The 24,690-nt window shown below is 68.4% G+C and carries 29 protein-coding genes; 20 read left to right on the top strand and 9 right to left on the bottom strand.

The window, feature by feature from the left end; genetic code table 11:
- The 13 genes from ACFWQC_RS12505 (at position 1) to rplQ (ending at position 9,521) form a co-directional block, all read left to right on the top strand.
- Entirely contained in the window at positions 1–1,038 is a 1,038-nt protein-coding gene (locus ACFWQC_RS12505; protein ID WP_378677844.1) for an LLM class flavin-dependent oxidoreductase, read from the top strand.
- A gap of 326 nt (positions 1,039–1,364) precedes the next feature.
- On the top strand, positions 1,365–2,648 hold the full coding sequence (locus ACFWQC_RS12500; protein WP_378677841.1) for an ATP-binding protein: 1,284 nt from the start codon (positions 1,365–1,367) through the stop codon (positions 2,646–2,648).
- Between the two features lie 29 nt (positions 2,649–2,677).
- Positions 2,678–3,127, top strand: a complete 450-nt coding sequence (locus tag ACFWQC_RS12495) for a roadblock/LC7 domain-containing protein (protein WP_091052410.1) — start codon at positions 2,678–2,680, stop codon at positions 3,125–3,127.
- 79 nt (positions 3,128–3,206) lie between these two features.
- Positions 3,207–3,554, top strand: a complete 348-nt coding sequence (locus ACFWQC_RS12490; protein ID WP_378677837.1) for a DUF742 domain-containing protein — start codon at positions 3,207–3,209, stop codon at positions 3,552–3,554.
- A 34-nt stretch (positions 3,555–3,588) separates the two neighbouring features.
- Entirely contained in the window at positions 3,589–4,122 is a 534-nt protein-coding gene (locus ACFWQC_RS12485) for an ATP/GTP-binding protein (protein WP_378678119.1), read from the top strand.
- A gap of 33 nt (positions 4,123–4,155) precedes the next feature.
- Complete coding sequence (locus tag ACFWQC_RS12480; protein ID WP_378677834.1) at positions 4,156–5,409, top strand: styrene monooxygenase/indole monooxygenase family protein; 1,254 nt, start codon at positions 4,156–4,158, stop codon at positions 5,407–5,409.
- Positions 5,410–5,722: 313 nt separating this feature from the next.
- On the top strand, positions 5,723–5,944 hold the full coding sequence (infA, locus tag ACFWQC_RS12475) for a translation initiation factor IF-1 (RefSeq protein WP_011757309.1): 222 nt from the start codon (positions 5,723–5,725) through the stop codon (positions 5,942–5,944).
- 27 nt (positions 5,945–5,971) lie between these two features.
- Positions 5,972–6,085, top strand: coding sequence for a 50S ribosomal protein L36 (gene rpmJ, locus ACFWQC_RS12470; protein WP_008361054.1), 114 nt, complete (start codon positions 5,972–5,974; stop codon positions 6,083–6,085).
- Positions 6,086–6,245: 160 nt separating this feature from the next.
- Positions 6,246–6,623: a 30S ribosomal protein S13 gene (rpsM, locus tag ACFWQC_RS12465; RefSeq protein WP_008361056.1), complete on the top strand. Its 378-nt coding sequence runs from the start codon at positions 6,246–6,248 to the stop codon at positions 6,621–6,623.
- Positions 6,624–6,709: 86 nt separating this feature from the next.
- On the top strand, positions 6,710–7,111 hold the full coding sequence (rpsK, locus tag ACFWQC_RS12460) for a 30S ribosomal protein S11 (protein WP_091052417.1): 402 nt from the start codon (positions 6,710–6,712) through the stop codon (positions 7,109–7,111).
- Positions 7,112–7,145: 34 nt separating this feature from the next.
- The gene (gene rpsD / locus ACFWQC_RS12455; protein ID WP_141806200.1) at positions 7,146–7,754 is read left to right on the top strand and encodes a 30S ribosomal protein S4; all 609 of its coding nucleotides are present in this window, start codon (positions 7,146–7,148) and stop codon (positions 7,752–7,754) included.
- Positions 7,755–7,903: 149 nt separating this feature from the next.
- Complete coding sequence (locus ACFWQC_RS12450) at positions 7,904–8,920, top strand: DNA-directed RNA polymerase subunit alpha (RefSeq protein WP_008361061.1); 1,017 nt, start codon at positions 7,904–7,906, stop codon at positions 8,918–8,920.
- A 73-nt stretch (positions 8,921–8,993) separates the two neighbouring features.
- Positions 8,994–9,521 (top strand): 50S ribosomal protein L17, encoded by a 528-nt coding sequence (gene rplQ, locus ACFWQC_RS12445; RefSeq protein ID WP_357354735.1) that lies wholly within the window; start codon positions 8,994–8,996, stop codon positions 9,519–9,521.
- Between the two features lie 62 nt (positions 9,522–9,583).
- Here the strand turns inward: rplQ and ACFWQC_RS12440 are convergent, their stop codons facing one another.
- Complete coding sequence (locus ACFWQC_RS12440) at positions 9,584–10,255, bottom strand: hypothetical protein (RefSeq protein ID WP_378677826.1); 672 nt, start codon at positions 10,253–10,255, stop codon at positions 9,584–9,586.
- A gap of 58 nt (positions 10,256–10,313) precedes the next feature.
- Positions 10,314–11,261, bottom strand: a complete 948-nt coding sequence (locus ACFWQC_RS12435; RefSeq protein ID WP_378677823.1) for a ketopantoate reductase family protein — start codon at positions 11,259–11,261, stop codon at positions 10,314–10,316.
- A gap of 44 nt (positions 11,262–11,305) precedes the next feature.
- On the opposite strand from ACFWQC_RS12435, the gene truA reads away from it, so the two are divergent.
- From truA to ACFWQC_RS12415, 4 genes are all read left to right on the top strand, one after another.
- A complete protein-coding gene (gene truA / locus ACFWQC_RS12430; RefSeq protein ID WP_378677820.1) occupies positions 11,306–12,172 on the top strand; it encodes a tRNA pseudouridine(38-40) synthase TruA in 867 nt (288 codons plus the stop codon).
- A complete protein-coding gene (locus tag ACFWQC_RS12425; protein WP_378677817.1) occupies positions 12,156–12,773 on the top strand; it encodes a class I SAM-dependent methyltransferase in 618 nt (205 codons plus the stop codon). Before truA ends, ACFWQC_RS12425 begins: the two co-directional genes overlap by 17 nt.
- Before the next feature lie 76 nt (positions 12,774–12,849).
- Positions 12,850–13,230: a hypothetical protein gene (locus ACFWQC_RS12420; RefSeq protein ID WP_378677814.1), complete on the top strand. Its 381-nt coding sequence runs from the start codon at positions 12,850–12,852 to the stop codon at positions 13,228–13,230.
- Positions 13,231–13,470: 240 nt separating this feature from the next.
- Positions 13,471–13,845, top strand: coding sequence for a hypothetical protein (locus ACFWQC_RS12415; RefSeq protein ID WP_378677811.1), 375 nt, complete (start codon positions 13,471–13,473; stop codon positions 13,843–13,845).
- 20 nt (positions 13,846–13,865) lie between these two features.
- Here the strand turns inward: ACFWQC_RS12415 and ACFWQC_RS12410 are convergent, their stop codons facing one another.
- Together ACFWQC_RS12410 and ACFWQC_RS12405 are read right to left on the bottom strand one after the other, a co-directional pair.
- Positions 13,866–15,206, bottom strand: a complete 1,341-nt coding sequence (locus ACFWQC_RS12410) for a cytochrome P450 (protein WP_378677808.1) — start codon at positions 15,204–15,206, stop codon at positions 13,866–13,868.
- Between the two features lie 69 nt (positions 15,207–15,275).
- Entirely contained in the window at positions 15,276–16,190 is a 915-nt protein-coding gene (locus tag ACFWQC_RS12405) for an alpha/beta hydrolase (RefSeq protein WP_378677805.1), read from the bottom strand.
- Between the two features lie 118 nt (positions 16,191–16,308).
- Between ACFWQC_RS12405 and ACFWQC_RS12400 the strand changes: the two genes are divergently transcribed.
- Both ACFWQC_RS12400 and ACFWQC_RS12395 read left to right on the top strand, forming a co-directional pair.
- Entirely contained in the window at positions 16,309–18,006 is a 1,698-nt protein-coding gene (locus ACFWQC_RS12400; protein WP_378677802.1) for an ABC-F family ATP-binding cassette domain-containing protein, read from the top strand.
- Entirely contained in the window at positions 18,003–19,025 is a 1,023-nt protein-coding gene (locus ACFWQC_RS12395) for a GNAT family N-acetyltransferase (RefSeq protein ID WP_378677799.1), read from the top strand. Before ACFWQC_RS12400 ends, ACFWQC_RS12395 begins: the two co-directional genes overlap by 4 nt.
- Before the next feature lie 103 nt (positions 19,026–19,128).
- Here the strand turns inward: ACFWQC_RS12395 and ACFWQC_RS12390 are convergent, their stop codons facing one another.
- A complete protein-coding gene (locus ACFWQC_RS12390; protein ID WP_378677796.1) occupies positions 19,129–20,409 on the bottom strand; it encodes a S1C family serine protease in 1,281 nt (426 codons plus the stop codon).
- Positions 20,410–20,484: 75 nt separating this feature from the next.
- Positions 20,485–21,090 (bottom strand): MarR family winged helix-turn-helix transcriptional regulator, encoded by a 606-nt coding sequence (locus ACFWQC_RS12385; RefSeq protein ID WP_378677793.1) that lies wholly within the window; start codon positions 21,088–21,090, stop codon positions 20,485–20,487.
- 71 nt (positions 21,091–21,161) lie between these two features.
- Between ACFWQC_RS12385 and ACFWQC_RS12380 the strand changes: the two genes are divergently transcribed.
- Positions 21,162–22,403 carry an MFS transporter gene (locus ACFWQC_RS12380; protein ID WP_378677790.1) on the top strand — a complete coding sequence of 414 codons (1,242 nt, stop codon included), beginning with the start codon at positions 21,162–21,164 and terminating at the stop codon, positions 22,401–22,403.
- On the opposite strand, the gene ACFWQC_RS12375 is transcribed toward ACFWQC_RS12380, so the two are convergent.
- From ACFWQC_RS12375 to ACFWQC_RS12365, 3 genes are all read right to left on the bottom strand, one after another.
- Entirely contained in the window at positions 22,400–23,008 is a 609-nt protein-coding gene (locus ACFWQC_RS12375) for an HAD-IA family hydrolase (RefSeq protein ID WP_378677787.1), read from the bottom strand. The two genes, ACFWQC_RS12380 and ACFWQC_RS12375, sit on opposite strands and share 4 nt — an antisense overlap.
- A gap of 93 nt (positions 23,009–23,101) precedes the next feature.
- Entirely contained in the window at positions 23,102–24,406 is a 1,305-nt protein-coding gene (locus tag ACFWQC_RS12370; protein WP_378677784.1) for a citrate synthase, read from the bottom strand.
- A 69-nt stretch (positions 24,407–24,475) separates the two neighbouring features.
- Positions 24,476–24,667, bottom strand: coding sequence for a hypothetical protein (locus ACFWQC_RS12365; RefSeq protein WP_378677782.1), 192 nt, complete (start codon positions 24,665–24,667; stop codon positions 24,476–24,478).
- Positions 24,668–24,690: the final 23 nt, after the last annotated feature.

The raw sequence follows: 24,690 nt of genomic DNA, 5'->3' as shown, positions 1-24,690 counted from the left end.
GTGAAGCTGAGCGTTCTCGATCTCGTCCCGGTCCGCACGGACCAGTCCTCCGCAGATGCCCTGGCCGCGACGCTGTCGTTGGCGAAGGTGGCCGACGAGCTCGGGTACGAGCGCTACTGGCTCGCCGAGCACCACAACATGCCGGCGGTCGGGTCGACCAACCCGCCGGTGCTGATCTCGCTGGTGGCCGGCGTCACCGAGCGGATCCGGGTCGGGTCCGGGGGAGTGATGCTGCCCAACCACGCACCGCTGGTGGTGGCAGAGCAGTTCTCGCTGCTCGAGGCGGCGTTCCCGGGGCGGATCGACCTCGGCATCGGCCGCGCGCCGGGGACCGACCCGGTGACCTCGTGGGCGCTGCGTCACGGCGCCGGCGGGGTGAGCGACGACGCGGTCAACCGCTTCCCGGAGTACCTCGACAACATCGTCGCGATGATGGCGCCGGAGGGCGTCGGCCTGATGGCCGGCGGCCGCCAGCATGTCCTGCACGCGACCCCGTCGGCCGCGTCGGTCGCCGAGCTCTGGCTGCTCGGCTCCTCCGACTACTCCGCGCGTCTGGCCGCCGAGAAGGGTCTGCCCTACGTCTTCGCCCACCACTTCGCGGGCAACGGCACCGACACCAAGGCGATGATCGAGCTCTACCGCTCGACCTTCCGGCCCTCCGAGCTCCTCAGCGAGCCGAAGACGTTCCTGACCGTGAACGCGAGCGTGGCCGAGACCTCGGAGGAGGCCGACCGCCAGGCACTGCCCCAGCTGCTGACCATGCTGAAGCTGCGCACGGGCCAGCCGCTGACCGCGCAGCCCAGCATCGAGGAGGCCGAGAAGACGGAGATCCCCGAAGCCCACCAAGGGTTGATCGACACGATGCGTGGCCGTTGGATCATCGGCTCCGCCGAGTACGCGAAGGCACGCCTGGCCGGAATGGCCGAGGAGTACGGCGTGGACGAGGTCATGGTGAACCCGGTCGGATCAGCGTACGAGGGCACTGACCCGCGCACGGCGCCTGCCCGTGAGGAGACGCTGCGCCTGCTGGCCAACTGAGTTGGGCGGCCGCGTAGGATCGGGCCACCTCGTCGGGCGGCGACGGCGCGCCTGAGCCACTTGGGACGAGGGACCTAGGACACTGTCTGCTTCTGGGTGCGTAACTCTGCGCTCGCGCACCGGTTGTGCCAGTCTGATCACCGCTCTGTTTCGTTCTCCACATTTGAAAGTGCCGCCTCATGACACGCTGGAGCCTGCGCTGGTTGAAGCGCCGGGGGCCCCAGACTGCGACGCTCGCTGAGCAGTCAGATCCGGGTCTTGCTCGCTCATTCCCTCCGACCGGGGGTCAGGCTGTGCCTTTCCCGCCGGTGCCATCGAACCCCGCCATGCCACAGCTCTCCTCCACGCCACCTCCCCTCCAGGAGGAAGAGGACGAGGCCTGGCCCGAGATCATGGAGCAGTTCGGGCTCCACCTGATCAGCCTCGCCGAGCAGATGCGGATCTCTCTCGACGGCCTCGAGGCCGACGAGGACGACCCCGATCGGTTGAAGAAGCTCTACGAGGTCGATCACGCCGTCACCCGCATGCGGCGCGCGAGCCGCGACCTGCGTACGCTCGCCGGCCGCGCCGAGGACGAGATGGGTGGCATCGACACCTCGCTGCTGGACATCATCCGGATGGCGCTGTCGGGCATCGAGGGGTACAACCAGGTGACGATCGGCCGGGTGAGCGACCTCGCTGTCATCGGCTATGCCGCCGACGATGTCTCCTGCCTGATCGCCGCGCTGCTGGACAACGCGACCAAGTACTCCCCGGGTGCGGTGACGGTCAACGTTCACCTGGCCGACGCCGGCGACGTGCTGTTCCGCATCGAGGACACCGGCATCGGCATCCCGGAGCGGTCGGTGGGCCGCCTCAACGCGCTGCTCGCGGGCCCGATCGTGGAGCTGGTCAGCAAGTCCGGGAGCCACACCGGATTCCCGGTGGTGCACCGGATCGCCCGCAAGTACGACATCGACGTACGCCTCGCCACCCGCCCCGCGCCCGGCAACGGGATGATCGCGATGGTGACGGTCCCGGCCCAGCTCCTGTGCGAGGTGCCGGTCGCCCCGCTCGAGCCGGCCGAGCTGCCGAGGGCCTCGAGCGCGAGCAGCGTCGCCGTGCTGCCTCCCGCCCCGCGGCGGCGTGGACCCCAGTCGGTGCCCCAGTCCGTGCCACAGCCGGCCGCCCGGCCCGTGAGGCGCGAGTCGCGACCGTCCGCGCTCGAGCCGTTGCGCCGGCCGACGCCGCCTGCCGAACAGGTTGCGCCACAGACCGGGCAACAGCCAGCGGTGCAACAGTCTGTGCAGCCGCCGGCGGCCCAGTTCGCGCCGGCGCCCAGCGAGCAGCCGTCGCCGGATCTCGCCTCCGACACCATGAAGACGTCGATCCCGCTTCCCGGCGAGACGGATGGGACGGATGAGACGAATGAGGCCTCCGTGTCCGCTGAGCAGAGCAGCCCAGTAGAGTCAGGCGCGCTCCCGCGCCGGGAGCCGGTCAGCCTGCGCAGCACGCCGACCGTGCCCGAAGCAGCCGCTGGACCGCAGATGGAAGAGTCCTCGCCCGAGGACCAGTCGGCGGCCCGGTACTCCTTCGCCGACGATCTCGACGCGTTCTCCCTTGGTAGCTAAGACCCAGCAGTGAAAGGAACCCTTTCGTAATGGAAAGCCCGGTCGTCCCCCGCGACCCCAAGGAATTCAGCTGGCTGATCGACAACTTCGCCAGCTCCACCCCCGGTGTGACCCATGCGCTCATCGTCTCCTCCGACGGGCTCCCGCTGATCGGTGCCGGCGGAATGTCCGCCAACGTCGCCGACCCGCTCGCCGCGATGACGGCGGGAGTGATCAGTCTCGGCAACAACATCGCGCGCGAGGTGGGCGAGCCCGGCTGTGACCAGGTGATGCTGAAGTTCCACACCGGACACTTCCTCTTCATGGGCATCGGTGACCTCGCGGGCTTCGCCGTCCTCGTCGGCGCCGGTGCCAACCTGGGCGTCGTCGCCCACAAGATGGCCCAGATGGTCGACGCCGTCGGCCACGTACTCACTCCCCAGATGCGCGACGAGCTGCGCCAGATGACGGTCAGCTCGATGGCGGGGGAGCGGGCGTGAGCGAGCGTCAGCGAGCGAACCAGAGGATCATCACGGCGCCGCGTCCGTATCCTGGCGCTTGCGCTGCGGAGGGGGCGCCGTGAGCCAGCAGAACCCTTGGGTACGTCCCTACGTGCTCACCGGCGGCCGCACCCAGACCAACCACCAGCTGTACGTGCACACGCTGATCTCCGCGGCGCACTTCGACGCGCGCGCGGCCGCCAAGCTGACGCCCGAGTCGCGCCGGCTCTACGACCGCGTACGCCTCGGGCCACAGTCGGTCGCGGAGCTGTCCGCACACTGCGGGATCTCGCTCGGGGTGACGCGCGTGCTGCTCGAGGACCTTGCCTCGACCGAGCACCTGCAGATCAATGAGGGGGCTTACGACTCCCCGTTCGACCACCGTCTGTTGAAGAGAGTTATCGATGGCCTTTCCGAGCTCGGCTGACCGCCCGGCACTGACCGTCACCTCTGCAAAGCTCGTGATCGCAGGAGGGTTCGGCGTCGGGAAGTCGACCCTGGTCGCCTCGGTCTCAGAGATCCCGCCGGTCAACACCGAGGCGTGGATGACGCAGGCCGGTGAATCGGTGGACCCGCTCTCGGACACGAGCGCCAAGACGACCACCACGGTCGCGATGGACTTCGGCCGGGTCACTCTCGCCCCCGACCTGCTGCTCTACCTGTTCGGCACCCCGGGCCAGCCCCGGTTCTGGCCGATGTGGGACGACCTGTGCCGCGGCGCCAGCGGTGCCGTCGTACTCGTCGACACCCGCCAGCTCGACGCGTCCTTCCCCGCGGTCAACTACTTCGAGAACGACACCGACGTCCCGTTCATCGTGGCGGTCAACCTGTTCGACGGGAAGCTGACCCACTCCCTGGAGAAGGTGCGCGACGCGCTCTGCCTCGACGAGCGGACGCCACTGGTGACCGTGGACGCCCGCGACCGCAGGTCGACGGCCAAGACGTTGGTCTCCTGCCTGTCGCACACGATGAAAACCACCCCCACACGCGCCTGAGCCCGGAGGCGTCCCCACTCCGAAGGAGTTTCATTGCGCAAGATCCTGATCGTCGGCGCCGGACAGGCGGGCATGCAGCTCGCTCTCAGCCTCCAGGCCGAGGGCTACGAGGTGACGGTCATGTCCGCGCGCACGCCCGATGAGCTGCGCGACGGCTGGCCGACGTCGACGCAGGTCATGTTCGACCCTGCGCTGCAGTACGAGCGCGCCTACGACCTCAACCTGTGGGAGGACGAGGCGCCCCATATCCCCGCGGTCGGCATCTCGGTCAGCCCGGAGCCAGGGGTCCGCGCGCTCAAGTTCGACGGGCCCTGGGAGCCGTACGCCATGTCCGTCGACCAGCGCCTGAAGATGTCCTCCTGGCTGGAGCTGTTCGAGGACCGGGGCGGCCGGATCATCTACCACCCGGTGATGACCTCTGACCTGGCCGGCCTGGCCTCGATGTACGAGCTGACCCTGATCGCGGCCGGCAAGGGCGAGATCGTCGAGCTGTTCGACCGCGACCCGGTCCGCTCCAAGTACGACACCCCCGGCCGCGCCCTCTCGGCGATCTACCTCCACGGCATGGTCGAGCCCGACGACTTCCCGGCCGGGAGCATGCGGATCAACGTCGCGCCCGGTGTGGGGGAGCTGTTCGTGATCAGCGCCCTGACCCAGTTCGGGCCGAGCCGGGTCGCGTTCGTCGAGGCGATCCCCGACGGCCCTTTCGACTGCTTCTGGGACCGCCCCCGCCCCGACGAGCACCTGCGCCGGCTGCAGCACGTGATGCTGGAGCACATGCCGTGGGAGGGCGAGCTGATGCAGGACTGCGAGCCCACTGACGCCCGCGCCTCGCTCTCGGGCGCCTTCACCGGCACGATCCGCAAGCCGTACGCCGAGGTCGCGGACGACACCTTCGTCTTCGGCATGGGCGACGTCGTCGTGGTCAACGACCCGATCGCGGGCCAGGGCTCCAACAACGCCGCCCACTGCGCCGGGATCTACACCCAGGCGATCCTGGACCGCGGCGACCAGCCGTTCGACCCCGAGTGGATGCAGGCGACGTTCGAGACCTTCTGGGAGACCCGTGCCCAGCACTCGACCGGGCTGACCGACGCGCTGCTCAACCCGCTTCCCGACCACGTGCAGCAGGTGCTCGGTGCGGCCACGCAGCACCAGGCGGTGGCGGACCGGTTCACCCGGCTGTTCCCGCACCCCGAGGATCTCGGACCGTTCCTCGGCGACCCGGAGGCTGCGCTCGCCTACGTCGCAGAGGTCGCTCAGGGGGACGCGGCCACCAGGGCCTGAGCGAGCGTCAGCGAGCGACCCAAAGGTTCAAGCCGCCACGTCCGTATTCTTCGCATTGCTCTACGGATGTGGCGGCTTGACGATTAGGGCATTGCTGTTCTAGGGGTCTAGGCTTGGTAGTCGGTCCAACGTGGGTCTGTCTCGTCGTGCCTCGCGGCTGCCCGGTCAGCGCGCTTCTGTGCGCTCGCGGGTGAGACATGCAGATGGCTTCACGAGGTCCACTCCGAGTTCTCGGAGAGGTTCCCGGACCGCCCGCGGGTCATCCGATCCGTGGTTTGAACGGTAGATGACCGACCAACAGATTGCAGAGGGCATGCCGAAGAAAGAAGGCGTGATCGAGATCGAGGGCACCGTAGTGGAGGCCCTCCCCAACGCCATGTTCCGTGTGGAGCTGAGCAACGGACACAAGGTTCTCGCCCACATCAGCGGCAAGATGCGACAGCACTACATCCGGATCCTTCCTGAGGACCGCGTGGTGGTGGAGCTGTCTCCCTACGACCTGACGCGCGGTCGGATCGTCTACCGGTACAAGTAACCAGCCGACGATCAAGAAAGGGCTGACATGAAGGTCAACCCGAGCGTGAAGAAGATCTGTGACAAGTGCAAGGTGATCCGTCGCCACGGCCGCGTCATGGTGATCTGCGAGAACCCGCGTCACAAGCAGCGTCAGGGCTGAGCCCAGCTCGCAGCAACAACTGAATATTCGCATCGAGTCGCTAGGACGCTGAACCAGATTTCTGGAGTCCGAAGTCACCTCCGGAGCAGAGGCCGGAGCCCGAGGGTGCCACCCCGGGGCGCGACCCGACCGACACCTCTGTCGAAACGTAAGGAACACAATGGCACGCCTCCAAGGTGTTGACCTTCCGCGCGACAAGCGCGTGGAGATCGCTCTCACCTACATCTACGGCATCGGCCGTACCACCTCGCAGAAGCTCCTCGAGGCCACCGGCGTCAACCCGAACACCCGGGTGCACGCTCTGGCTGAGGACGAGCTGGTCAAGCTCCGTGACGAGATCGAAGCCCAGGGCATCCAGACCGAGGGTGACCTCCGTCGTGAGGTCCAGGCTGACATCCGTCGCAAGATCGAGATCGGCAGCTACCAGGGTCGCCGCCACCGTCAGGGCCTTCCGGTCCGCGGTCAGCGCACCAAGACCAACGCGCGCACCCGCAAGGGCCCGAAGCGCACCGTCGCCGGCAAGAAGAAGGCCAAGTGATCCGACGCCTGTACCGGACTTTTCCGGGCAGCGTTGATCCGGCCTTCGCCTCGATCTCACAGACCAGCCAACACAGGAGTTAATGCATGCCTCCGAAGACCCGACAGGGTGCGACGAAGGTTCGTCGCAAGGAGAAGAAGAACGTCGCTCAGGGCGAGGCCCACATCAAGAGCACGTTCAACAACACGATCGTCACGATCACCGACCCGACCGGTGCGGTGATCTCGTGGGCCTCGGCCGGCACCGTCGGTTTCAAGGGCTCGCGTAAGTCCACCCCGTTCGCCGCGCAGATGGCCGCCGAGGCCGCTGGCCGCCGCGCGATGGACCACGGCATGAAGAAGATCGACGTCTTCGTGAAGGGCCCGGGCTCGGGCCGCGAGACCGCGATCCGCTCCCTGGGTGCGATCGGCCTCGAGGTCGGCACCATCCAGGACGTCACGCCGGCTCCGCACAATGGTTGCCGTCCGCCCAAGCGCCGCCGCGTTTGATCCCCACCGAGACATAGAAGGAGACTGAAGAGTAATGGCCCGTTACACCGGACCCATGACCCGCAAGTCGCGCCGTCTCGGTGTCGACCTTGTCGGCAACGACGCGGCGTTCGAGAAGCGCCCCTACCCTCCCGGCCAGCACGGCCGCGGCCGCATCAAGGAGAGCGAGTACCTCCTCCAGCTTCGTGAGAAGCAGAAGGCTCGCTTCACCTACGGCGTGATGGAGAAGCAGTTCGCTTCCTACTACGCCGAGGCCCACCGTCGCGGTGGCAAGACCGGCGACAACCTCCTGGTGCTCCTCGAGGGCCGCCTGGACAACGTCGTCTACCGTGCCGGCTTCGCCCGCACCCGCCGCCAGGCCCGCCAGCTGGTCGTTCACGGCCACTTCCTGGTCAACGGCAAGAAGGTCAACGTGCCTTCGTTCCAGGTCTCGGCTCACGACGTCATCGACGTTCGCGAGAAGTCGCTGGAGATGACCCCGTTCATCGTGGCTCGCGAGACCCACGGCGAGCGCGTCGTCCCGGCCTGGCTCGAGGCTGTCCCGAACCGGATGCGCATCCTGGTTCACCAGCTCCCCGTCCGGGCTCAGATCGACGTCCCGGTCCAGGAGCAGCTGATCGTCGAGTACTACTCGAAGCTCTGATCAGACCCACGCAGTAACCACGGTGAGTCCCCGGCGTTCAAACTTCATAAAAGAGGTACGCCGGGGCCTTGCCGCCCCCACAGCCTTCCGTCATCACCCCTTGAAGTTCGGGTCCGTCAAATAGCGGTCGGCCCGGAAAGGACAAATCAGTGCTTATCGCACAGCGCCCCACCCTGTCGGAAGAGTCCGTCGAGGAGTTCCGCTCCCGCTTCGTGATCGAGCCCCTCGAGCCGGGCTTCGGTTACACGCTGGGCAACTCTCTTCGCCGCACCCTGCTCTCCTCGATCCCCGGTGCTTCGGTCACCTCGATCAAGATCGACGGCGTCCTCCACGAGTTCTCGACCATCGAGGGCGTCAAGGAAGATGTCACCGAGATCATCCTCAACCTCAAGGGTCTGGTCGTCTCCTCCGAGCACGACGAGCCCGTCACCATGTACCTGCGCAAGTCCGGTGCCGGTGACGTCACCGCCGCCGACATCGCGCCGCCGGCCGGTGTCGAGGTGCACAACCCCGACCTGAAGATCGCGACGCTGTCCGACAAGGGCAAGATCGAGCTCGAGCTCGTCGTCGAGCGTGGCCGTGGCTACGTCTCCGCCGTCCAGAACAAGGGCGCCGAGAACGAGATCGGCCGTATCCCGGTCGACTCGATCTACTCGCCGGTCCTAAAGGTCAGTTACAAGGTCGAGGCCACTCGTGTCGAGCAGCGCACCGACTTCGACAAGCTCGTCATCGACGTCGAGACCAAGCCGTCGATCGCTCCCCGTGACGCGATCGCCTCGGCCGGTAAGACCCTGGTCGAGCTCTTCGGCCTGGCCCGCGAGCTGAACGTCGACGCCGAGGGCATCGACATCGGCCCGTCGCCGGTCGACGAGCAGCTCGCCGCCGACCTCGCCCTCCCGGTCGAGGACCTGCAGCTGACCGTCCGTTCCTACAACTGCCTCAAGCGTGAGGGCATCCACACCGTGGGTGAGCTCATCTCGCGCTCGGAGCAGGACCTGCTCGACATCCGCAACTTCGGCGCCAAGTCGATCGACGAGGTCAAGCTGAAGCTGCACGAGATGGGTCTGTCCCTCAAGGACAGCGCTCCGGGCTTCGACCCGTCCGCGGCCCTCGCCGCCTACGGCGACGATGACGACGACGCGTTCGTCGAGGACGAGCAGTACTGAGTTTCCACCAAACCGCCCCGTGAGGGGCGTCTACCCCGGTACCTGATACGGCCGGAGAGAAGGAGCAGGCACGATGCCTACCCCGAAGAAGGGTGCCCGTTTCGGCGGTTCGCCCGCGCACCAGAAGCTGATCCTCTCGAACCTCGCCACCGCGCTGTTCGAGAACGGCCGCATCACCACCACCGAGGCCAAGGCTCGGCACCTCCGCCCCGTCGCGGAGAAGCTGATCACCAAGGCCAAGAAGGGTGACCTGCACAACCGTCGCGAGGTCCTCAAGACCATCCGCGACAAGTCCGTCGTGCACACCCTCTTCACCGAGATCGCCGAGCAGTTCGCGGAGCGTCCGGGTGGTTACACCCGGATCACCAAGATCGGTCCCCGCAAGGGCGACAACGCTCCGATGGCTGTGATCGAGCTCGTCAACGAGGCCTACGAGCCGAAGACCAAGGCTGCTCCGGCTGCCGCGGCTCCGGTTGAGGCCCCCGTCGAGGAGGCCCCGGTCGAGGAGACCGCCGCCGACGAGACCGAGGTCGTCGAGACCGAGGCTGCTGCCGAGGAGGCTCCCGCTGAGGAGACCACCACGGACGAGGCCAAGGCCTGATCTGGTTCTGAACTGTGGCCCGTCACCCGCGAGGGTGACGGGCCACTGTCATCTCCCGACTGTCAGTGCCCGGCGGTCTGCTCGGTCCGGGCGAGCAGCCAGCAGACGACGCCGCCGGCCACCATCACAACGGTCGTCGCGACGGTCGAGAGGGCCGAGAGCAGCTGCGCAGCGGCGATGTTGTCGAGCGACATGGCCGGCGCTAGCGCGAGCGACAGCGGCACCTGCACCACGATGAGCAGCACGTAGGTGATGGGCAGTCCGAACAGCCAACGGTGACCGGCCCAGGCAGCACACCCCCAGCCAGCCAGCACCAGCATGAGGAACAGTGGTGCGAGAAAGCCGATGACGGCTGGGTTGTAGAAGTCCAGCAGCCGGATGAACCCGTACCAGAACACCGTGCTCAACAGCCAGGAGAGCATCGGCAGCACGATGCCGAGGAGCCGGCCGGTCGGGGTGCGGGCGATGTACGCGGCGCCACCTGCGACCACGGCGTACAGCAGCGCGTTGAGCACGATGGTCACGATGTTGGAGATGGACATGCTGGCGATCGTGCCGCCGAGGAAGTACGTCAGGGCGAAGCCGATCAGGGCGATCGCGATCTGCAGGATCAGCACGGCGACGATCACGGCGATGGTGGCGCCCATGGTCGATCGAGGGGCGGGCCCCGTGGTGTGGGTCGGTGGCAGCGGCGTCGGGGGCGGCGGTGGGGGAGGCGGCGCGGCGTAGCTCATGGCAGGCAGCCTGCCGGAGCCGCGGCCTACCTGACCACCCCTATTCCGAGCCGGACCGTCACAGGCTCGTGAGGAACGCGGTGCCGTCGAGAGTGCCGGGCTCGGCGCCGGTGCGGGCGATGTCGTGGACCGCACGCTGGATGGCCTCGTTGGCGGGCGTCGGGATGCCGTGGAGGCGACCGAGCAGCACGATCTCGCCGGAGAGGTAGTCGATCTCGACGCCGGTGCCGCGGGTAAGGCTCTGCCAGGTCGAGCTGTTGTTGGCATGGCCGCGGCCGGTGATGTGGCCGGCACGCCGGGCCCGGTCCTGGTCGGCGGTCACGACGTCGATGCCGGCGACGGCGAGGGCGGTCTCCGCCTCGGCCAGACATCGGGCGTAGATCTCCTGGTCGCTGGGGCCGGGGGCGATCGCGGCGTTGACGCCGTTGCCGAGGTTGTTGAGGAGCTTGCGGTGCTTCCAGGCCATGATGTCGGCGCGCGGCTCGCTCAGAAACCCCGCCTTGACCAGGTCGTTCGCGATCGCCGTGGTGACTTCGTCGACGCCGGCGGGGTAGCGGCCGATGTCCAGGACGCCGGGCTTGTTGCCGGAGTCCTGGACGACTGCGCCCGGGGTCAGGAAGGTGGCGGGAAGGATGACGTGGATGGCGTACGTCCGGGCGAACCGCCGCAGGATCCGCGGCTCGTTCGCGACGCCGTTCTGCAGGGAGACAACCGGCGTGCCCGGCGGGGCGTATGCCGCCAGGTCCTCGAGCGCGGCCTCGGTCTGCTGGCCCTTGACGCTGAGGAGCACGACGGTGTCCTCGGTCCAGACGACGTCGCCGGCGTCGCCGACGGCGGGTACGTCGAGGGTCAGCACGCCGTCGGGGGTGTCGAGGCTGAGGCCGAGGTCCTGGATCGCGCGGAGGTGCTCGCCGCGGGCCACCAGGGTGACCTCGATCCCTGCCCTGTGCAGCAGGCCGCCCACGACGCCGCCGACCGCTCCTGCTCCGAAGATCACGTAGCGCATGCGCCGAGTCTGGCAAACGACGCGGTCGCTGCGAGAATGGGCCCGTGCGCATCAGGATCGACCTCGCCTACGACGGCACCATGTTCCACGGCTGGGCGACCCAGCCGGGGCTGCGTACGGTCCAGGGAGAGCTCCAGGCCGCGCTGGCGACCGCGTTGCGGATGCCGGCGCCAGGGGAGCGGTCCCAGGTGTGGGTGACGGTCGCCGGGCGTACGGACTCGGGTGTGCACGCCCGCGGACAGGTCGCCCACTTCGACATCGACGCCGAGGTGCTCGAGTCCTCACGGGGACGGTCGGAGCAGTCGCCGCTCGACTCGCTGGTGCGGCGCTTGAACGGGATCCTCCCCGCCGACCTGCGCGTTCGTGCCGCAGTCGAGGCGCCGGTGGGCTTCAACGCCCGGTTCTCGGCGCTGTGGCGACGCTACGTCTACCGGATCGTGGATGACCCGGCGTACGTCGACCCGCTGCAGCGTGGGCACGTGCTCTACCGGACGCGGCCGCTCGACCTGTCGCTGATGAATGTCGCCTCCGCCGACCTCGTCGGGCTCAACGACTTCGCCTCCTTCTGCAAGCCGCGGGAGGGCGCGACCACGATCCGCGATCTGCGCCAGCTCACCTGGGACCGGCGCCCCGACGGGATCATCGAGGCGACCGTGCTCGCCGACGCCTTCTGCCACTCCATGGTGCGCTCGCTGGTCGGGTGCCTGATGGTGATCGGGGAGGGCCGCAAGGACGTCAGCTGGGCCAAGGAGGCGCTGGCCTCGCGCTCGCGGTCCTCGTCGATCCCGATCGCGCCGGCCAACGGTCTGACCCTCGAAGAGGTCGCCTATCCGCCCGACGAGCTGCTGGCGGCCCAGCACCAACGCACCATGAATCGCAGAGAGGCGAGCGAGCTTGACCGGGACCGATGACGAGCACTACTTCTCCGCCGACCCGTCGGTGCCCTTCGAACGGATCCCCGTCTCGACGACCGTGTGGGACATGGATCTCTCGCTGGTCTCGGGATCGGGCGTCTTCGCCAAGGGACGCCTCGACATCGGCACCTCGGTGCTGTTCAAGGAGACCGAGCCGCCCTCGCTGAAGCCCGGCGCGCGAGTCCTCGACCTCGGCTGCGGCTACGGCATGATCGGGCTCGCGCTGGGCCTCGCGGTGCCGGAGGCGTACGTCACCGGGGTCGACGTCAACGAGCGTGCGGTCCTGCTGGCCAACGAGAACGCGGCGAAGCTGGGTCTGGGTGATCGGTATCGCGCCGCGGTGCCCGCCGAGATCGACCCGGAGACTACGTACGACGAGATCTGGAGCAACCCGCCGATCCGGATCGGCAAGCCGGCCCTCCACGAACTCCTGCTCACCTGGCTCCCGCGCCTCGCCCCCGATGGCCGAGCGGTCATGGTCGTCGGCAAGAACCTCGGTGGCGACTCGCTGCAGCGCTGGATCACCGACCAGGGTTATCCCACCACCCGCATCGGCAGTGCCAAGGGCTTCCGTGTCCTGGAGGCCCGTCGCTCCTGAACGGTCCAGATGCCGGTTTCCGCCGTCTCGCGCGTCTCGCGGCCGGTCGCGCTGGGTGCGCTGCCAGACTCCGTCCATGACCAGTCCCGCGATGACGACCCCCGCGCTGACGAACCGCCAGCGCCTGGCCCGCTCCTACAAGGCCTGGGGCGTCGCCGCGCTGTTGAGCCTGGTGACGGTGCTGCCTGTCTACCTTGCCGTCACGAGCTCCGGGATCGAGCTGTCGCGGCTGATGAGCGTGCCGGTGATGGTCGTCGTGGGGCTGATCGGGCCGGTGGTCGGGGCGTACCTGAGCATGCGCTCCGGGCTCGGCCGGTTCTGTACCGGAGCCGCGTTCGTGATCATCGCGACCCCGATGACGAGCCTGCCGCTGCTGGCGATCCCGGCGTACGTCCTGGCGCCCTGGATCGCCGTGGCGATCAGTGAGGAGCCCGCGCCTCAGCGCGGGAACGGCTGAGAGATCAGGCGGCGGTGCCCGCCGAAGATCGAACCGGAGAGCACGTACGACGAGATCTGGAGCAACCCGCCGACGTCTGGGACGGCCGGGCCAACTGCTGGGCGTGCCCCGGGTAGTCGGGGATCAATCGGTCGGTTACTCCCAGGTAGACCGACTGTTTGATCCCCGACTACCCGGCTGCTGGGGAACTGAGTACCTGTGCTCATGCGCGGACTCAGGCCGGTCGGCCACCCTCTGCGCATGAGCAGATCAGACCCCACTTGGTATGGCGCCATCCTTCTTTCGTACGCAGCCTGGATCGTCGCGGTGGCTCTGGCCGTGGCGGCGTGGCCGATTTGGCGATGGGTGTTGAACTGCGAGGGCTGGGGCGACCCGTTCGCCCGGCTTGGGTGGGTGATCATCGCCATTGTGATGGTCGTGGCCGGCGGCGGTCTCGTGCTGACGAGGTTGTTCGGACTGCCCGGGCTGAGCGGTTTGGTGACGTTGGGATGCCTTGCGCTCTCGTACCCGGCAGCTGCCGTCGACCCGGCCCTCACCGTGATTCTTCTGGCCTTCGCACCAGGGGCCGGTGCCGCTGTCGCCTGGACGCGTGAGGGAGAGGATCCGGACAGCTGATGGATCCAGTCGCTTGGGCTTCAGACCGCGATGGATTCCTTGGCCAGGCGGACGGGGAGGCGGTCGAGGCTGTAGACGACGGAGAGGTCGCGCCAGCCGAGGTCGCCGGGGTCGTCGGTGGCCATGGCCAGGTCGGGGAAGCGGCGGGCCAGGCCGGTGAGGGCGGCGCGGAGCTCCATGCGGGCCAGCTCGGCGCCGACGCAGCGGTGCATGCCGTGGCCGAAGGCGAAGTGCATGGTGTCGGCGTTGCGGAGGTCGAACTGCTCCGGGTTGGGCACCACCGCGGGGTCGCGGTTGGCGCCGGTGAGGCTGACCAGGACGACGGCGCCCTTCTTGACCGGCAGGCCGAAGAGGTCGTGGTCCTCGCGGGCGAACCGCGGGAACGCGAGCTGCACCGGGCACAGGTAGCGGAGCAGCTCGTCGACGACCTTGTCGACCTCGGCCTTCTCGCCGGAGCGCAGGATCTCGTACGCCTCGGGGTTCTGCATCAGGACGTAGGCGCCCATGGAGAGCATCGAGGCGGAGGTCTCGTAGCCGCCGAGGAAGACGCCGTCGGCGAGACCGCCGAGCTCGACGTCGTCGTACTCCGAGCCCTTGTTACGGATGATCTCGCCGATCATGCCGTCGCCGGGGGTGGCGCGCTGCTGGCGGACCTGCTCGATGAGGAACGTCCTGGTCTCGGTGGCGGCACCGAAGGCGCCGGCGCCGCCCTCGGACAGGTCGAAGCGCGCCATGCCGAGCTTGTGGAACTCGTCGCGTACGTCCTCGGGCATGCCCAGCAGCTCACAGATCACCCGGAACGGGATCTCGAAGCCGAAGTGGTGGACCAGGTCGACCTCGGGGCCGTGGGCCTCCATGTCGTCGAGGGCGTCGGTGACGATCCGGTCGATCATCTCGTTGAGGCGGCCGAGGCGGCGCATCGTGAACTCCGGGGTCAGCAGACCGCGGAGCTTGGTGTGGTCGGGCGGATCGGTCATGCCGAGGCCACCGATGCCCTCGGCGTCGGTGCGCTTGCGGGTGCCGAGCAGGTGACGCATGTCGTTGGAGTAGGCGTTCTTGTCGGCCAGGACGTGCTTGGACTCGGCGTGCCCGGTGACCAGCACGATGTCGAGGCCGAGCACCGAGCCGAGCTTGGTGACCGGCGCCTGCTCGCGGCTCTCGGCGAGCAGCGGCACCGGGTCGACGCCGTCACGGCGCAGCGGGAAGGTCAGGTGCTCGGGGATCTTGCGCAGCGTGGTGACGTCGGGGATCGGCGACTCCTTGCCCCGCATCGCGAACTGCAGGGCAAGCTTGCGGACACGCTCGGTCAGCGGTCGCGTCATCGCCCATAGACGGGGACGCACCTGGGCAGCAATCGGCATGCGGCCAGTCTGGACCATCGTCAATCGACGGTCATCAGGAATAACCCTGGTTTGACGGTGTGGCTTGGCTCACCCGTGGAGCACGGTCCTGAACAGCGCACACGTCTCCTCGATCGCGAGCTGTGCCGCCTGCGAGACGTGGCCCATGGCGAAGAAGCCGTGGATGAGACCGTCGCAGTGGTGGTAGGTCGTCGGGACCCCGAAGCTCTCCAGCGCCTTGGCGTACGCGATGCCCTCGTCGCGCAGCGGGTCGAACTCCGCGGTCACCACGACCGCCGGTGCCAGGCCCTCCAGGTTGCCCTTGATCGGGCTCAGCCGCGGGTCGGCGCGATCGGCGTCGCCCACGTAGTTGTCGGAGAACCACTTCATCGTCGGCAGCTCGAGGAAGTAGCCGTGGCCGTTCTCCGCATAGGACGGGTAGCCGCTGGTCATGTCGGTCCCCGGGTAGATCAACAGCTGGCCGGCGAGTTCGCGACCCTCGTCGCGGAAGACCTGGGCGACCACGGCCGACAGGTTGCCGCCCGCACTGTCGCCGGCAACCGCGACCCGGCCGTCACCACCCAGCGTCGCGGCGTTGTCGCTGACCCAGCGAGCCGCTGCCACCGCATCGTCGTAGGCGGCGGGGAACCGGTGCTCGGGGGCGAGTCGGTAGTCGACCGCGACGACCACGGCGTCGCAGATCGTGGAGAGGTTGCGCGCCTGGTCCTCGTGGGTGTCGAGGTCGCCGACCACCCAGCCGCCGCCGTGGAACATCACGATCGTGGGCAGCGGCCCCTGCGTGGTGGGCCGGTAGATGCGTACGTCCAGGTCGCCGGCCGGCCCTGGGATCACCGCGCTCTCGACCGATCCGACCGGTGGAAGTGGGACGCCTTCGCCCAACGCACGGTAGAGCGCTCGTGCAGTCGGCGGGTCGAAGGACTCCAGGGGCTGGCCCTTGGCGAAGAGGGTGAGCAGGTCAGCGATCTGGCTGTCGAGCGGAGGCATGGCGACAGTCATATCGCTAATAGCCAAAATGTGTCGAGCGTCACGTTCTACTGATGGGACCGCTGGATCGAAGACGGCCGGTAATAACCATTCGACACGGATGCCAGACTGGATGGCTGTGGGACATGTGGACGTTGCTGGAGTGAGTTTCCAGCTGCCTGACGGACGAGTGCTGCTCGATGACGTCTCCTTCCGGGTGGGCGAGGGCGCCAAGGTCGCGCTGGTCGGCGCCAACGGCGCCGGGAAGACGACGCTGCTGAGGATCGTCACCGGCGAGCTGACCCCGACGACGGGGTCCGTCGTGCGCTCGGGCGGCCTCGGGGTGATGCGGCAGATGGTCGGCAAGGGCTCCTCGACCGTCGGTGAGCTGCTGCTCTCGGTGGCGCCCGCGCGGGTGCGCGAGGCGGCAGCTGCGGTGGAGGCGTGCGAGCTGGAGCTGATGTCGTCGGAGGACGAGCGGTTGCAGATGCGCTACGCGACCGCGCTGGCTGAGTACGCCGACGCCGGCGGCTACGACATCGAGGTCGTCTGGGACGTGTGCACCATGGCCGGGCTCGGGGTGCCCTACGACCGCGCCCGCTACCGCTCCCTGGACACCCTGTCCGGCGGTGAGCAGAAGCGGCTGGTGCTCGAATTCCTGTTGCGCGGCCCCGACGAGGTGCTGTTGCTCGACGAGCCGGACAACTTCCTCGACGTGCCCGGCAAGATCTGGCTGGAGCAGCGCATCCGGGAGTCTCCGAAGACGATCCTCTACGTCAGTCACGACCGTGAGCTGCTGGACAACACCGCGACCAGGGTGGTCACGGTCGAGCTCGGCGCGTCCGGCGCCGGCAACAGCGCGTGGACGCATCCTGGTGGGTTCGCCTCCTACCACGAGGCCCGCAAAGACCGGTTCCTGCGGTTCGAGGAGCTGCGCCGTCGCTGGGACGAGGAGCACGCCAAGATCAAGGCGCTGGTCCTGCGGCTGAAGGTCAAGTCGGAGTACAACGACGGGATGTCCAGCCAGTACCGGGCGGCCCAGACACGGCTCCGGAAGTTCGAGGAGGCCGGGCCGCCCGTCGAGCAGCCACGAGAGCAGGCGGTGCAGATGCGGCTGCGCGGCGGGCGCACCGGCAAGCGGGCGGTGGTCTGCGAGGCGCTCGAGCTCACCGGACTGATGAGCCCGTTCGACCTGGAGGTCTGGTACGGCGAGCGGGTTGCCGTGCTCGGCTCCAACGGCTCCGGCAAGTCCCACTTTCTGCGGCTGCTCGCCCGCGGTGGCACCGACCCGGACGTGGAGCACCGCCCGGTCGAGGACACCCCCATCGAGCCGGTCCACCACCGTGGGAAGGCCAAGCTCGGCGCCCGAGTACGGCCGGGCTGGTTCGTGCAGACCCATGCCCATCCGGAGCTGGTGGGGCGTACGCTGCTCGACATCCTGCACCGCGGTGAGGCCACGCCTGACGGGCGTGGGCGCGCGGGGATGGGGCGCGAGGCCGCCTCGCGGGTGCTCGACCGCTACGAGCTCGCGCACGCCGCGGAGCAGTCCTTCGACTCGCTCTCGGGCGGACAGCAGGCACGCTTCCAGATCCTTCTGCTCGAGCTTTCGGGTGCCACGTTGCTGCTGCTCGACGAGCCGACCGACAACCTCGACGTCCAGTCCGCCGAGGCGCTTGAGGCCGGGCTGGAGTCGTTCGAGGGCACCGTCGTCGCGGTCACCCACGACCGCTGGTTCGCCCGTGGCTTCGACCGGTTCCTGGTCTACGGCGCCAACGGTGATGTCTATGAGTCCCCGGAGCCGGTCTGGGACGAGACGAGAGTGGAGAGGTCCCGATGAGTGAGCTGGTGATCGAGCGCGTCGACCCGTTCGACGACGACGCCTTCGACGCGTGGTTCGACGTGATGACCGCGTCGTGGCTCGACGTACGTGGCCCCGACGCGGATCTGTGGGCGCGTGAGGAGCAGCGCGTCGAGCTGCGGCAGCAGACCGAGAAGACCGACCGTCGCGCCTACGTCGGTCGTGTCGGCGACACGGCGGTCGCCGCCGCCTGGATGGCCATGCCGCTGCTCGACAACCTCCACCGGGCGACACTCGTGGTCGCCGTGCTGCCGGCCCACCGGCGACGGGGCCATGGCACCGGTCTGCTCGACCATGTCGAGGCGGAGGCACGCGCTCAGGGGCGTACGTCGTTGACGGGTGAGGTCTGGTGGCCCTGGTCGCTCGGGTCCGGTGGCGAGGGATCGCCGGGACGGGACTTCGGGATCGCGCGAGGCTATGCGTCCGCCCTGGTGGAGGTACGCCGACTGCTGCGGCTCCCGGTGCCGGACCACGTCCTCGACCGGCTGGCGGCGGAGGCCGCCGAGAAGCATGGCGACTACACGCTGCGCTCCTGGGTCGGCCGGGTGCCCGACGACATCGTGGAGAGCTGGGCGGTGCTCGACGCCAGCCTGGAGACCGAGGCACCGACCGGCGACCTGGACATCGAGGCGCCCGAGCCCGACGTGGCGAAGGTGCGCGAGACCGAGGCGCTGGTCGCGGCCCAGCAGCGGACCCTCTACCACTCGGTGGCGCTGGACGCCGACGGTCGGGTGGTCGCCTACACGGTGATCGGCTACTCGAGCCTGGACGGCAACAGCTATCAGTGGGGCACCCTGGTCGAGGGGGCTCACCGGGGGCACCGGCTCGGGCTGGCGGTCAAGGTCGCCAATCTCCGGCTGCTTCAGGCCGAGCGGCCGGAGGTGCCGACCCTGTCGACCTACAACGCCGAGGTCAACGCCCACATGATCGCGGTCAACGAGGCCATGGGCTTCGAGCCGGTCGAGTGGCTGTGCAGCGTCCAGAAGCAGGTCTCCTGAGCACGAGAGCGCCTCATCCCGGTCAGTGACGGGGATGAGGCGCTCGGGCGTTTGGCACCCCGCGACGCTGGTGCCCTGCGGGCCCCAGCGTCTCGCGGGGAGATCAGGAGGCGTCGGAGTCCAGGGTGACCTTCGCGGTCTGCTCCTCGCCGTTGCGCGACCAGCTCACCTCGACCTCGTCGTCCGGGCGGTAGGAGCGGACGGTGGCGACGAGGGAGTCCGATCCGGTGATGACGTGGTCGTCGACCTTGGTGATGATGTCGCCCTTCTCGAGGCCCGCCTTCTTGGCGGTGCTGCCCTCGCCGACCTCCTGGACCTGGGCCCCGGTGACCGAGGTCTGGCCGTTCTGGGCCGCGGGGGCGTCCGAGACCGAGATGCCGAACTGCGCGTGGGTGGCCTGCTCGCCCTTCTCGAGCTGGTCGACGATCGGGCGGATCTCGTCGATCGGGATGGCGAACCCGATGCCGATGGAGCCCGCGTCCTCGCTGGTCGCGCCGCCGCCGGAGCGGATCGAGGCGTTGATGCCGACGAGGTTGCCGTTGAGGTCGACGAGCGCGCCACCGGAGTTGCCCGGGTTGATCGCCGCGTCGGTCTGCACCGCGGGGTAGACGGTGGCCGCGCCGCTCTGGTCGACGCCGACGTTGACCGGGCGGTCGAGCGCGCTGACGATGCCGGTGGTCACCGTGGAGTCGAGCCCGAACGGGGAGCCGATCGCCACGACGCTCTGGCCGACGGTGAGGTTGGACGACTTGCCGATGGTGATCGGCGTCAGGCCGGAGACGCCCTTCGTCTTGATCACGGCGGTGTCGGTGAGCGGGTCGGTGCCGAGGACCTCGGCGGAGGCCGACGTACCGTCGTTGAAGTCGACGGTCACCGTGCCACCGTTGGCAGCGAGCTCGACCACGTGGTTGTTGGTCAGGATCGTGCCGTCGGAGGAGATGACGACCCCGGAGCCCGAGCCGGAGCCCTGCTGCGAGGTGACCTCGATCTTCACGACGGAGGGGAGCACCTTGGCCGAGACCTTCTCGATGCTGCCCTCGGGGGCCTTCGCGTCGACGACCTGAGAGTTGGCCGGGGTGTTCGCCCCGCCGATGCTGTCCTCACCGTTGAGGGCGCCGTAGACGGCCGCGCCACCGATGCCGGCGGCGCCACCAGCGACCAGAGCACCGGCGAGGACCGCCGCGACGAGCCCGGTGCGGCCCGCGGCGCGCTTCTTGATGGGAGCACCGGGAGCACCCGGGGTTCCGGGCACGGCGGGCATGACGGAGGTCTGCGCCGGCGGGGGCGCGAACGGGCCGGCGGGAGGCTGAGTGGGGCCGGCCGGGGCCGGGGGAGTCCACTGCGGCGGAGTCCCACTCGGCTGCTGAGGAGGGAGTTCGGTCATGTCTTCGAGTGTGGCCAGCGTCCCTGTGAACGGGCTGAGACGGGGCTATGCGGTCTCGAAGAGATGTCTCAGGACCTACTCGGCCTCGATCCGCAGGGTGACCTGCTTGAGCAGAGCCGCGAGCTCCGTACGCCGCTCCGGGCTCAGCGTCTCCAGCAGTCTGGTCTCGGCCTCGCCGCGCAGGTCCATCGCCCGGCGCCAGATCTCGATCCCGGCCTTCGTCGCCTCGACGCTGATCTTGCGACGGTCATCCATCGATGCTGTACGCCGCACCCACCCGGCCTTCTCCATGCTGTCGAGCCGTCCCGTCATTCCGGCCGGACTGATGTCGAGGTCCTTCGCGAGTGCCGTGGGCGAGGCGTGGCCGGGGGTGTCGCGGATCATCAGCATGTGGAGCGTCTTGTACTCGAAGTCGGCCAGCCCGACCTCGCTGGCCGCCGCCGCGCGAGCATCGTTGAAGAACTTCGCGATGGTTCCGATCCGGACCGTGATGGCCTCGATCTCGTCGTCGAAGTCGACGTCGATCCAGTGGTCACGCCAGCGGGCCACGTGACGGTCGGCTTCGTCCTCCGTGAGCGCCTCGGGCGTCAGGATGATGCTCTCCGGGCCGCTGCCGACACCGACTCCGATCTGGGTGGGGCTGCCTTCGAGCGGGTCAGAGGAGTGTCGCATCTCGGGCATGAGTCGATCCTAACGCTTCGGACAGAGATAATTCGTTGGCGAATAATTCGTTGGCGAAGTACCTTTCCGGCATGACCGCGACCACCACCGAACCGCCGACCGGGCGCCGTTCACCGTTGAGGCATCGCAACTTCCGCCGCCTCGTGACCGGGACGGCGGCCTCGTCGCTGGGCAACGCGATCACGCCGGTCGCGCTGGCGTTCGCGGTGCTCGACCTCGGTGGGACCGTCACGCAGCTGGGCATCGTGGAGGCGATCTTCGCGACCTGCCAGGTGGTCACCACGCTGGCCGGGGGAGTGCTCGGCGACCGGGTCTCTCGCAAGCTGATGATGGAGGGCACGGCGGCGATCAGCGCTGTCGTGGCCGGCGCCTTGGCGGCGACGGTGATCCTCGGGGTGGCGACGATCCCGTCGATCGCGGTGATGGGCGGTCTCGCGGGCATCGTCGCCGCGCTCAACCAGCCCTCCGCGATGGCGATGACCAAGGTCGTCGTGCCCGCAGAGGATCTCGGTGCCGCCGTCTCGCTCCGGTCGCTGCTCCAGACCACCGCCTCGACCATCGGCTACGCCCTCGGCGGTGTGCTCGTCGCCGCGGTGGGATCAGGCTGGGCGATCATGGTCGACGCGCTCACCTTCGCCATCGCCGCTGTCGCCTACGCCGGCATGCGAGTGCCCCACGAGCGCCCGCCCCACAAGGCGTCGATGCTCGGCGACCTCGCCGAGGGCTTCCGCGAGGTGATGCGGCACTCGTGGCTGTGGTTCTTGATCCTGCAGGCGCTGCTCTACCACCTGTTCTGGTCGGGAGCGCACAGCGTGCTCGGCCCGATCGTGGTCGGCGAGGGCATCGGCCGGGCGTCGTGGGGCTTCGCGCTCGCCGCCCTGATGGCGGGCTTCTTCGTCGGCGGCCTGTTCTGTCTGAGGTTCCGCCCGCGCAGGCTGCTCTCCGTCGGTGTGTTCTTCCTCGCGATGACCGGCCTCTTCCCGATCTCGATGGCGGTCTCCGACACGCTCTGGCCGATCCTCCTCGGCGCGTTCCTGCACGGGTTCGGCCTGCAGGTCTTCGACATCTTCTGGCAGATCGCGATCCAGCAGGAGATCCCCGAGGAGAAGCTCTCCCGGGTCTACTCCTTCGACATCGTCGGCTCGTTCGTCGCCCGCCCCCTCGGGCTCGCGCTCGTCGGCCCGGTCGCCGTCGCGGTGGGCTTCGACACCTGGCTGCTCGTGGTCGCCGCGGTGATCTCCGGCAGCGCCCTGATGTCGATCTCCTTCGCGGGCGTGCGCCGTCTGGAGCGCGCGCCCGACCAGGTCCTCTAGACCGGTAGGCCGAGCGCGACCAGGTCCTTGCGGAGCTGCTCGGCCCCGGTGAACTGGATCGCGTGCATGCCCAGCGCCGCGGCGGCGGCCACGTTGGCGGCGCTGTCGTCGATGAACACCAGCCGGTCCAGCGGCATCCCGGCGCGCTCGGCGACGAGCTGGTAGATCGCCGGGTCGGGCTTGGCCAGGCGCACCTCACCGGAGACGACGACGTCGCCGAGCAGCTCGATCACGTCGTACGTCGCCGGAGCATGCGGATAGAGCTCGGCCGACCAGTTGGTCAGTCCGAGCTGGGGGAAGCCGGCCGCGGCGAGCTCGCGGACCAGCTCATGGGTGCCGGGGACCGGGCCCAGCAGGGAGAGCGGGAAATTGTCGACGTACGCCGCTCCGGCGCTGAGCCACTGGGGCGCGTCGCCCTCGAGGACGGCGAGTGCCTGGGCCCAGGTCCGGCCGGCGTCCTGGACGTGGTTCCACGACCGGAAGTCGTAGGACTCCAGGAATGCACGGGCGTCGGCGTCCCCGACTCCGGCCGCGATCGCCGGGAGCGGGTCCCAGCGGATCAGGACGTTCCCGAAATCCCAGACAACCCCGTCCACGTCAGCCATGTCTCTCCTATGCGTTGCTCGGCTCTAGTCGGCGCAAATCCGTCCTCGCTTCGCTCCGGGCGGTTTTGCGCCGACTAGAGCCTGGCTAAGCGCTCACTTCCAGCGCACGTCGCGCGGGACGAAGGTGAGTCCGCGCTCGCCGGTGTAGATCTGCTTCGGACGGGCGATCTTCTGCTCCTTGTCCTGGACGAGCTCCAGCCACTGGGAGAGCCAGCCCGGCGTACGCCCGATGGCGAACAGCACGGTGAACATCTCCGGCGGGAACTCCAGGGCCTCGTAGATCAGGCCGGAGTAGAAGTCGACGTTGGGGTAGAGCTTGCGCTTGACGAAGTATTCGTCCTCGAGCGCGATCTTCTCCAGCTCCATCGCGATGTTGAGCAGCGGGTTGGTGCCCGTCACCTCGAAGACGTTGAGCGCCTGCTGCTTGATGATCGTGGCGCGCGGGTCGTAGTTCTTGTAGACCCGGTGGCCGAAGCCCATCAGCCGCTCGTTGCCGGCCTTGACGCCCTCGATGAAGGCGGGGATGTTCTCCACCTTGCCGATGCGGCGCAGCATCCGGAGGACAGCCTCGTTGGCGCCACCGTGGAGCGGGCCGAAGAGGGCGCCGACGCCGGCGGCCACCGAGGAGTAGGGGTCGACCTGGGTCGAGCCCACGCTGCGCACGGCGTTGGCCGAGGCGTTCTGCTCGTGGTCGGCGTGCAGGATGAAGAGCGTGTCGAGCGCCTTCTCGATGCGGTCGTCCGAGGCGTACTTGCTCTCGCTCATCTTGAAGAGCATGGAGAGGAAGTTGCCGGTGTAGGACAGGTCGTTGTCCGGGTAGACGTACGGCTTGCCCTGCGCGTGCCGGAACGCCCACGCGCCCAGCGTCGGCATCTTGGCGATCAGTCGGATGATCTGCAGGCGACGGTTGTCAGGGTCGGAGATGTTCGCGGCGTCCGGGTAGAACGTCGACATCGCACCGACCGACGCCATGAGCATGCCCATCGGGTGGGCGTCATAGCGGAAGCCCTGCATGAACTCCTTGATGTTCTCGTGCACGAACGTGTGGAAGGTGATCTCGTGCACCCACGCGTCGTACTCCTCCTTGGTCGGCAGCGCGCCGTGAACCAGGAGATAGGAGACCTCCAGGAAGCTCGACTTCTCGGCGAGCTGCTCGATGGGGTAGCCCCGATACTCGAGCACGCCCTTGTCACCGTCGATATAGGTGACGGAAGATCGGCAGGAAGCGGTGTTGACGAAGCCGGGGTCATAGACGGCCAGGCCAGGACCTTCTTCTTGGGTGGCCGGGTCAGCGGCCTTGATCTTCCCCAGGTCGGCGGCGCGGATGGTGCCGTCGGTGATCGGGATGTCGTACTCCACCCCGGTGCGGTTGTCACGCACTGTTAGAGATTCGGTCACGATCAGCAACGGTAACCCTCTTGAAATCCCCTACGTAACTCGGCGTCCCACCCATTGGCCGATTTCGACTCAGAGTCGGAACCTGTCCCGCGCCGGTTTGGTGTCGCCGGACGGCTCGTCGTCGCCGAACCGGGTCAGCGCGTCGCGCAGCCGATGGAGGTCGAGAGCGGTCTGCACAGACCGCTCGTTGAGGGTCTCGTCCTCTCCTCGGAGCGCGCGCAGCGCATCCTGGACCTCGGTCTCGCTCGGCTCCCCGGTCATGGGGACATAATCTAGGTGCCCGC

The sequence above is a fragment of the Nocardioides sp. NPDC058538 genome (genome assembly GCF_042719275.1).
Classification (GTDB): Bacteria; Actinomycetota; Actinomycetes; order Propionibacteriales; family Nocardioidaceae; genus Nocardioides.
The sequence above is the reverse complement of the archived record's forward strand: the minus strand, read 5'-3'. Positions and strand labels throughout refer to the sequence as shown.

Excerpts from the sequence above, each read along its gene's own strand:
- ACFWQC_RS12410 (WP_378677808.1), bottom strand. The coding sequence starts at position 15,206 with ATGCCGATTGCTGCCCAGGTGCGTCCCCGTCTATGGGCGATGACGCGA.
- rpsD (WP_141806200.1), top strand. The coding sequence starts at position 7,146 with ATGGCCCGTTACACCGGACCCATGACCCGCAAGTCGCGCCGTCTCGGT.
- ACFWQC_RS12415 (WP_378677811.1), top strand. The coding sequence starts at position 13,471 with ATGAGCAGATCAGACCCCACTTGGTATGGCGCCATCCTTCTTTCGTAC.
- ACFWQC_RS12385 (WP_378677793.1), bottom strand. The coding sequence starts at position 21,090 with ATGCCCGAGATGCGACACTCCTCTGACCCGCTCGAAGGCAGCCCCACC.
- ACFWQC_RS12390 (WP_378677796.1), bottom strand. The coding sequence starts at position 20,409 with ATGACCGAACTCCCTCCTCAGCAGCCGAGTGGGACTCCGCCGCAGTGG.
- ACFWQC_RS12500 (WP_378677841.1), top strand. The coding sequence starts at position 1,365 with ATGCCACAGCTCTCCTCCACGCCACCTCCCCTCCAGGAGGAAGAGGAC.
- rplQ (WP_357354735.1), top strand. The coding sequence starts at position 8,994 with ATGCCTACCCCGAAGAAGGGTGCCCGTTTCGGCGGTTCGCCCGCGCAC.
- ACFWQC_RS12375 (WP_378677787.1), bottom strand. The coding sequence starts at position 23,008 with ATGGCTGACGTGGACGGGGTTGTCTGGGATTTCGGGAACGTCCTGATC.
- ACFWQC_RS12420 (WP_378677814.1), top strand. The coding sequence starts at position 12,850 with ATGACCAGTCCCGCGATGACGACCCCCGCGCTGACGAACCGCCAGCGC.
- ACFWQC_RS12395 (WP_378677799.1), top strand. The coding sequence starts at position 18,003 with ATGAGTGAGCTGGTGATCGAGCGCGTCGACCCGTTCGACGACGACGCC.
- ACFWQC_RS12405 (WP_378677805.1), bottom strand. The coding sequence starts at position 16,190 with ATGCCTCCGCTCGACAGCCAGATCGCTGACCTGCTCACCCTCTTCGCC.
- infA (WP_011757309.1), top strand. The coding sequence starts at position 5,723 with ATGCCGAAGAAAGAAGGCGTGATCGAGATCGAGGGCACCGTAGTGGAG.
- ACFWQC_RS12365 (WP_378677782.1), bottom strand. The coding sequence starts at position 24,667 with ATGACCGGGGAGCCGAGCGAGACCGAGGTCCAGGATGCGCTGCGCGCG.
- rpsK (WP_091052417.1), top strand. The coding sequence starts at position 6,710 with ATGCCTCCGAAGACCCGACAGGGTGCGACGAAGGTTCGTCGCAAGGAG.
- ACFWQC_RS12440 (WP_378677826.1), bottom strand. The coding sequence starts at position 10,255 with ATGAGCTACGCCGCGCCGCCTCCCCCACCGCCGCCCCCGACGCCGCTG.
- ACFWQC_RS12495 (WP_091052410.1), top strand. The coding sequence starts at position 2,678 with ATGGAAAGCCCGGTCGTCCCCCGCGACCCCAAGGAATTCAGCTGGCTG.
- rpsM (WP_008361056.1), top strand. The coding sequence starts at position 6,246 with ATGGCACGCCTCCAAGGTGTTGACCTTCCGCGCGACAAGCGCGTGGAG.
- rpmJ (WP_008361054.1), top strand. The coding sequence starts at position 5,972 with ATGAAGGTCAACCCGAGCGTGAAGAAGATCTGTGACAAGTGCAAGGTG.
- ACFWQC_RS12380 (WP_378677790.1), top strand. The coding sequence starts at position 21,162 with ATGACCGCGACCACCACCGAACCGCCGACCGGGCGCCGTTCACCGTTG.
- ACFWQC_RS12435 (WP_378677823.1), bottom strand. The coding sequence starts at position 11,261 with ATGCGCTACGTGATCTTCGGAGCAGGAGCGGTCGGCGGCGTCGTGGGC.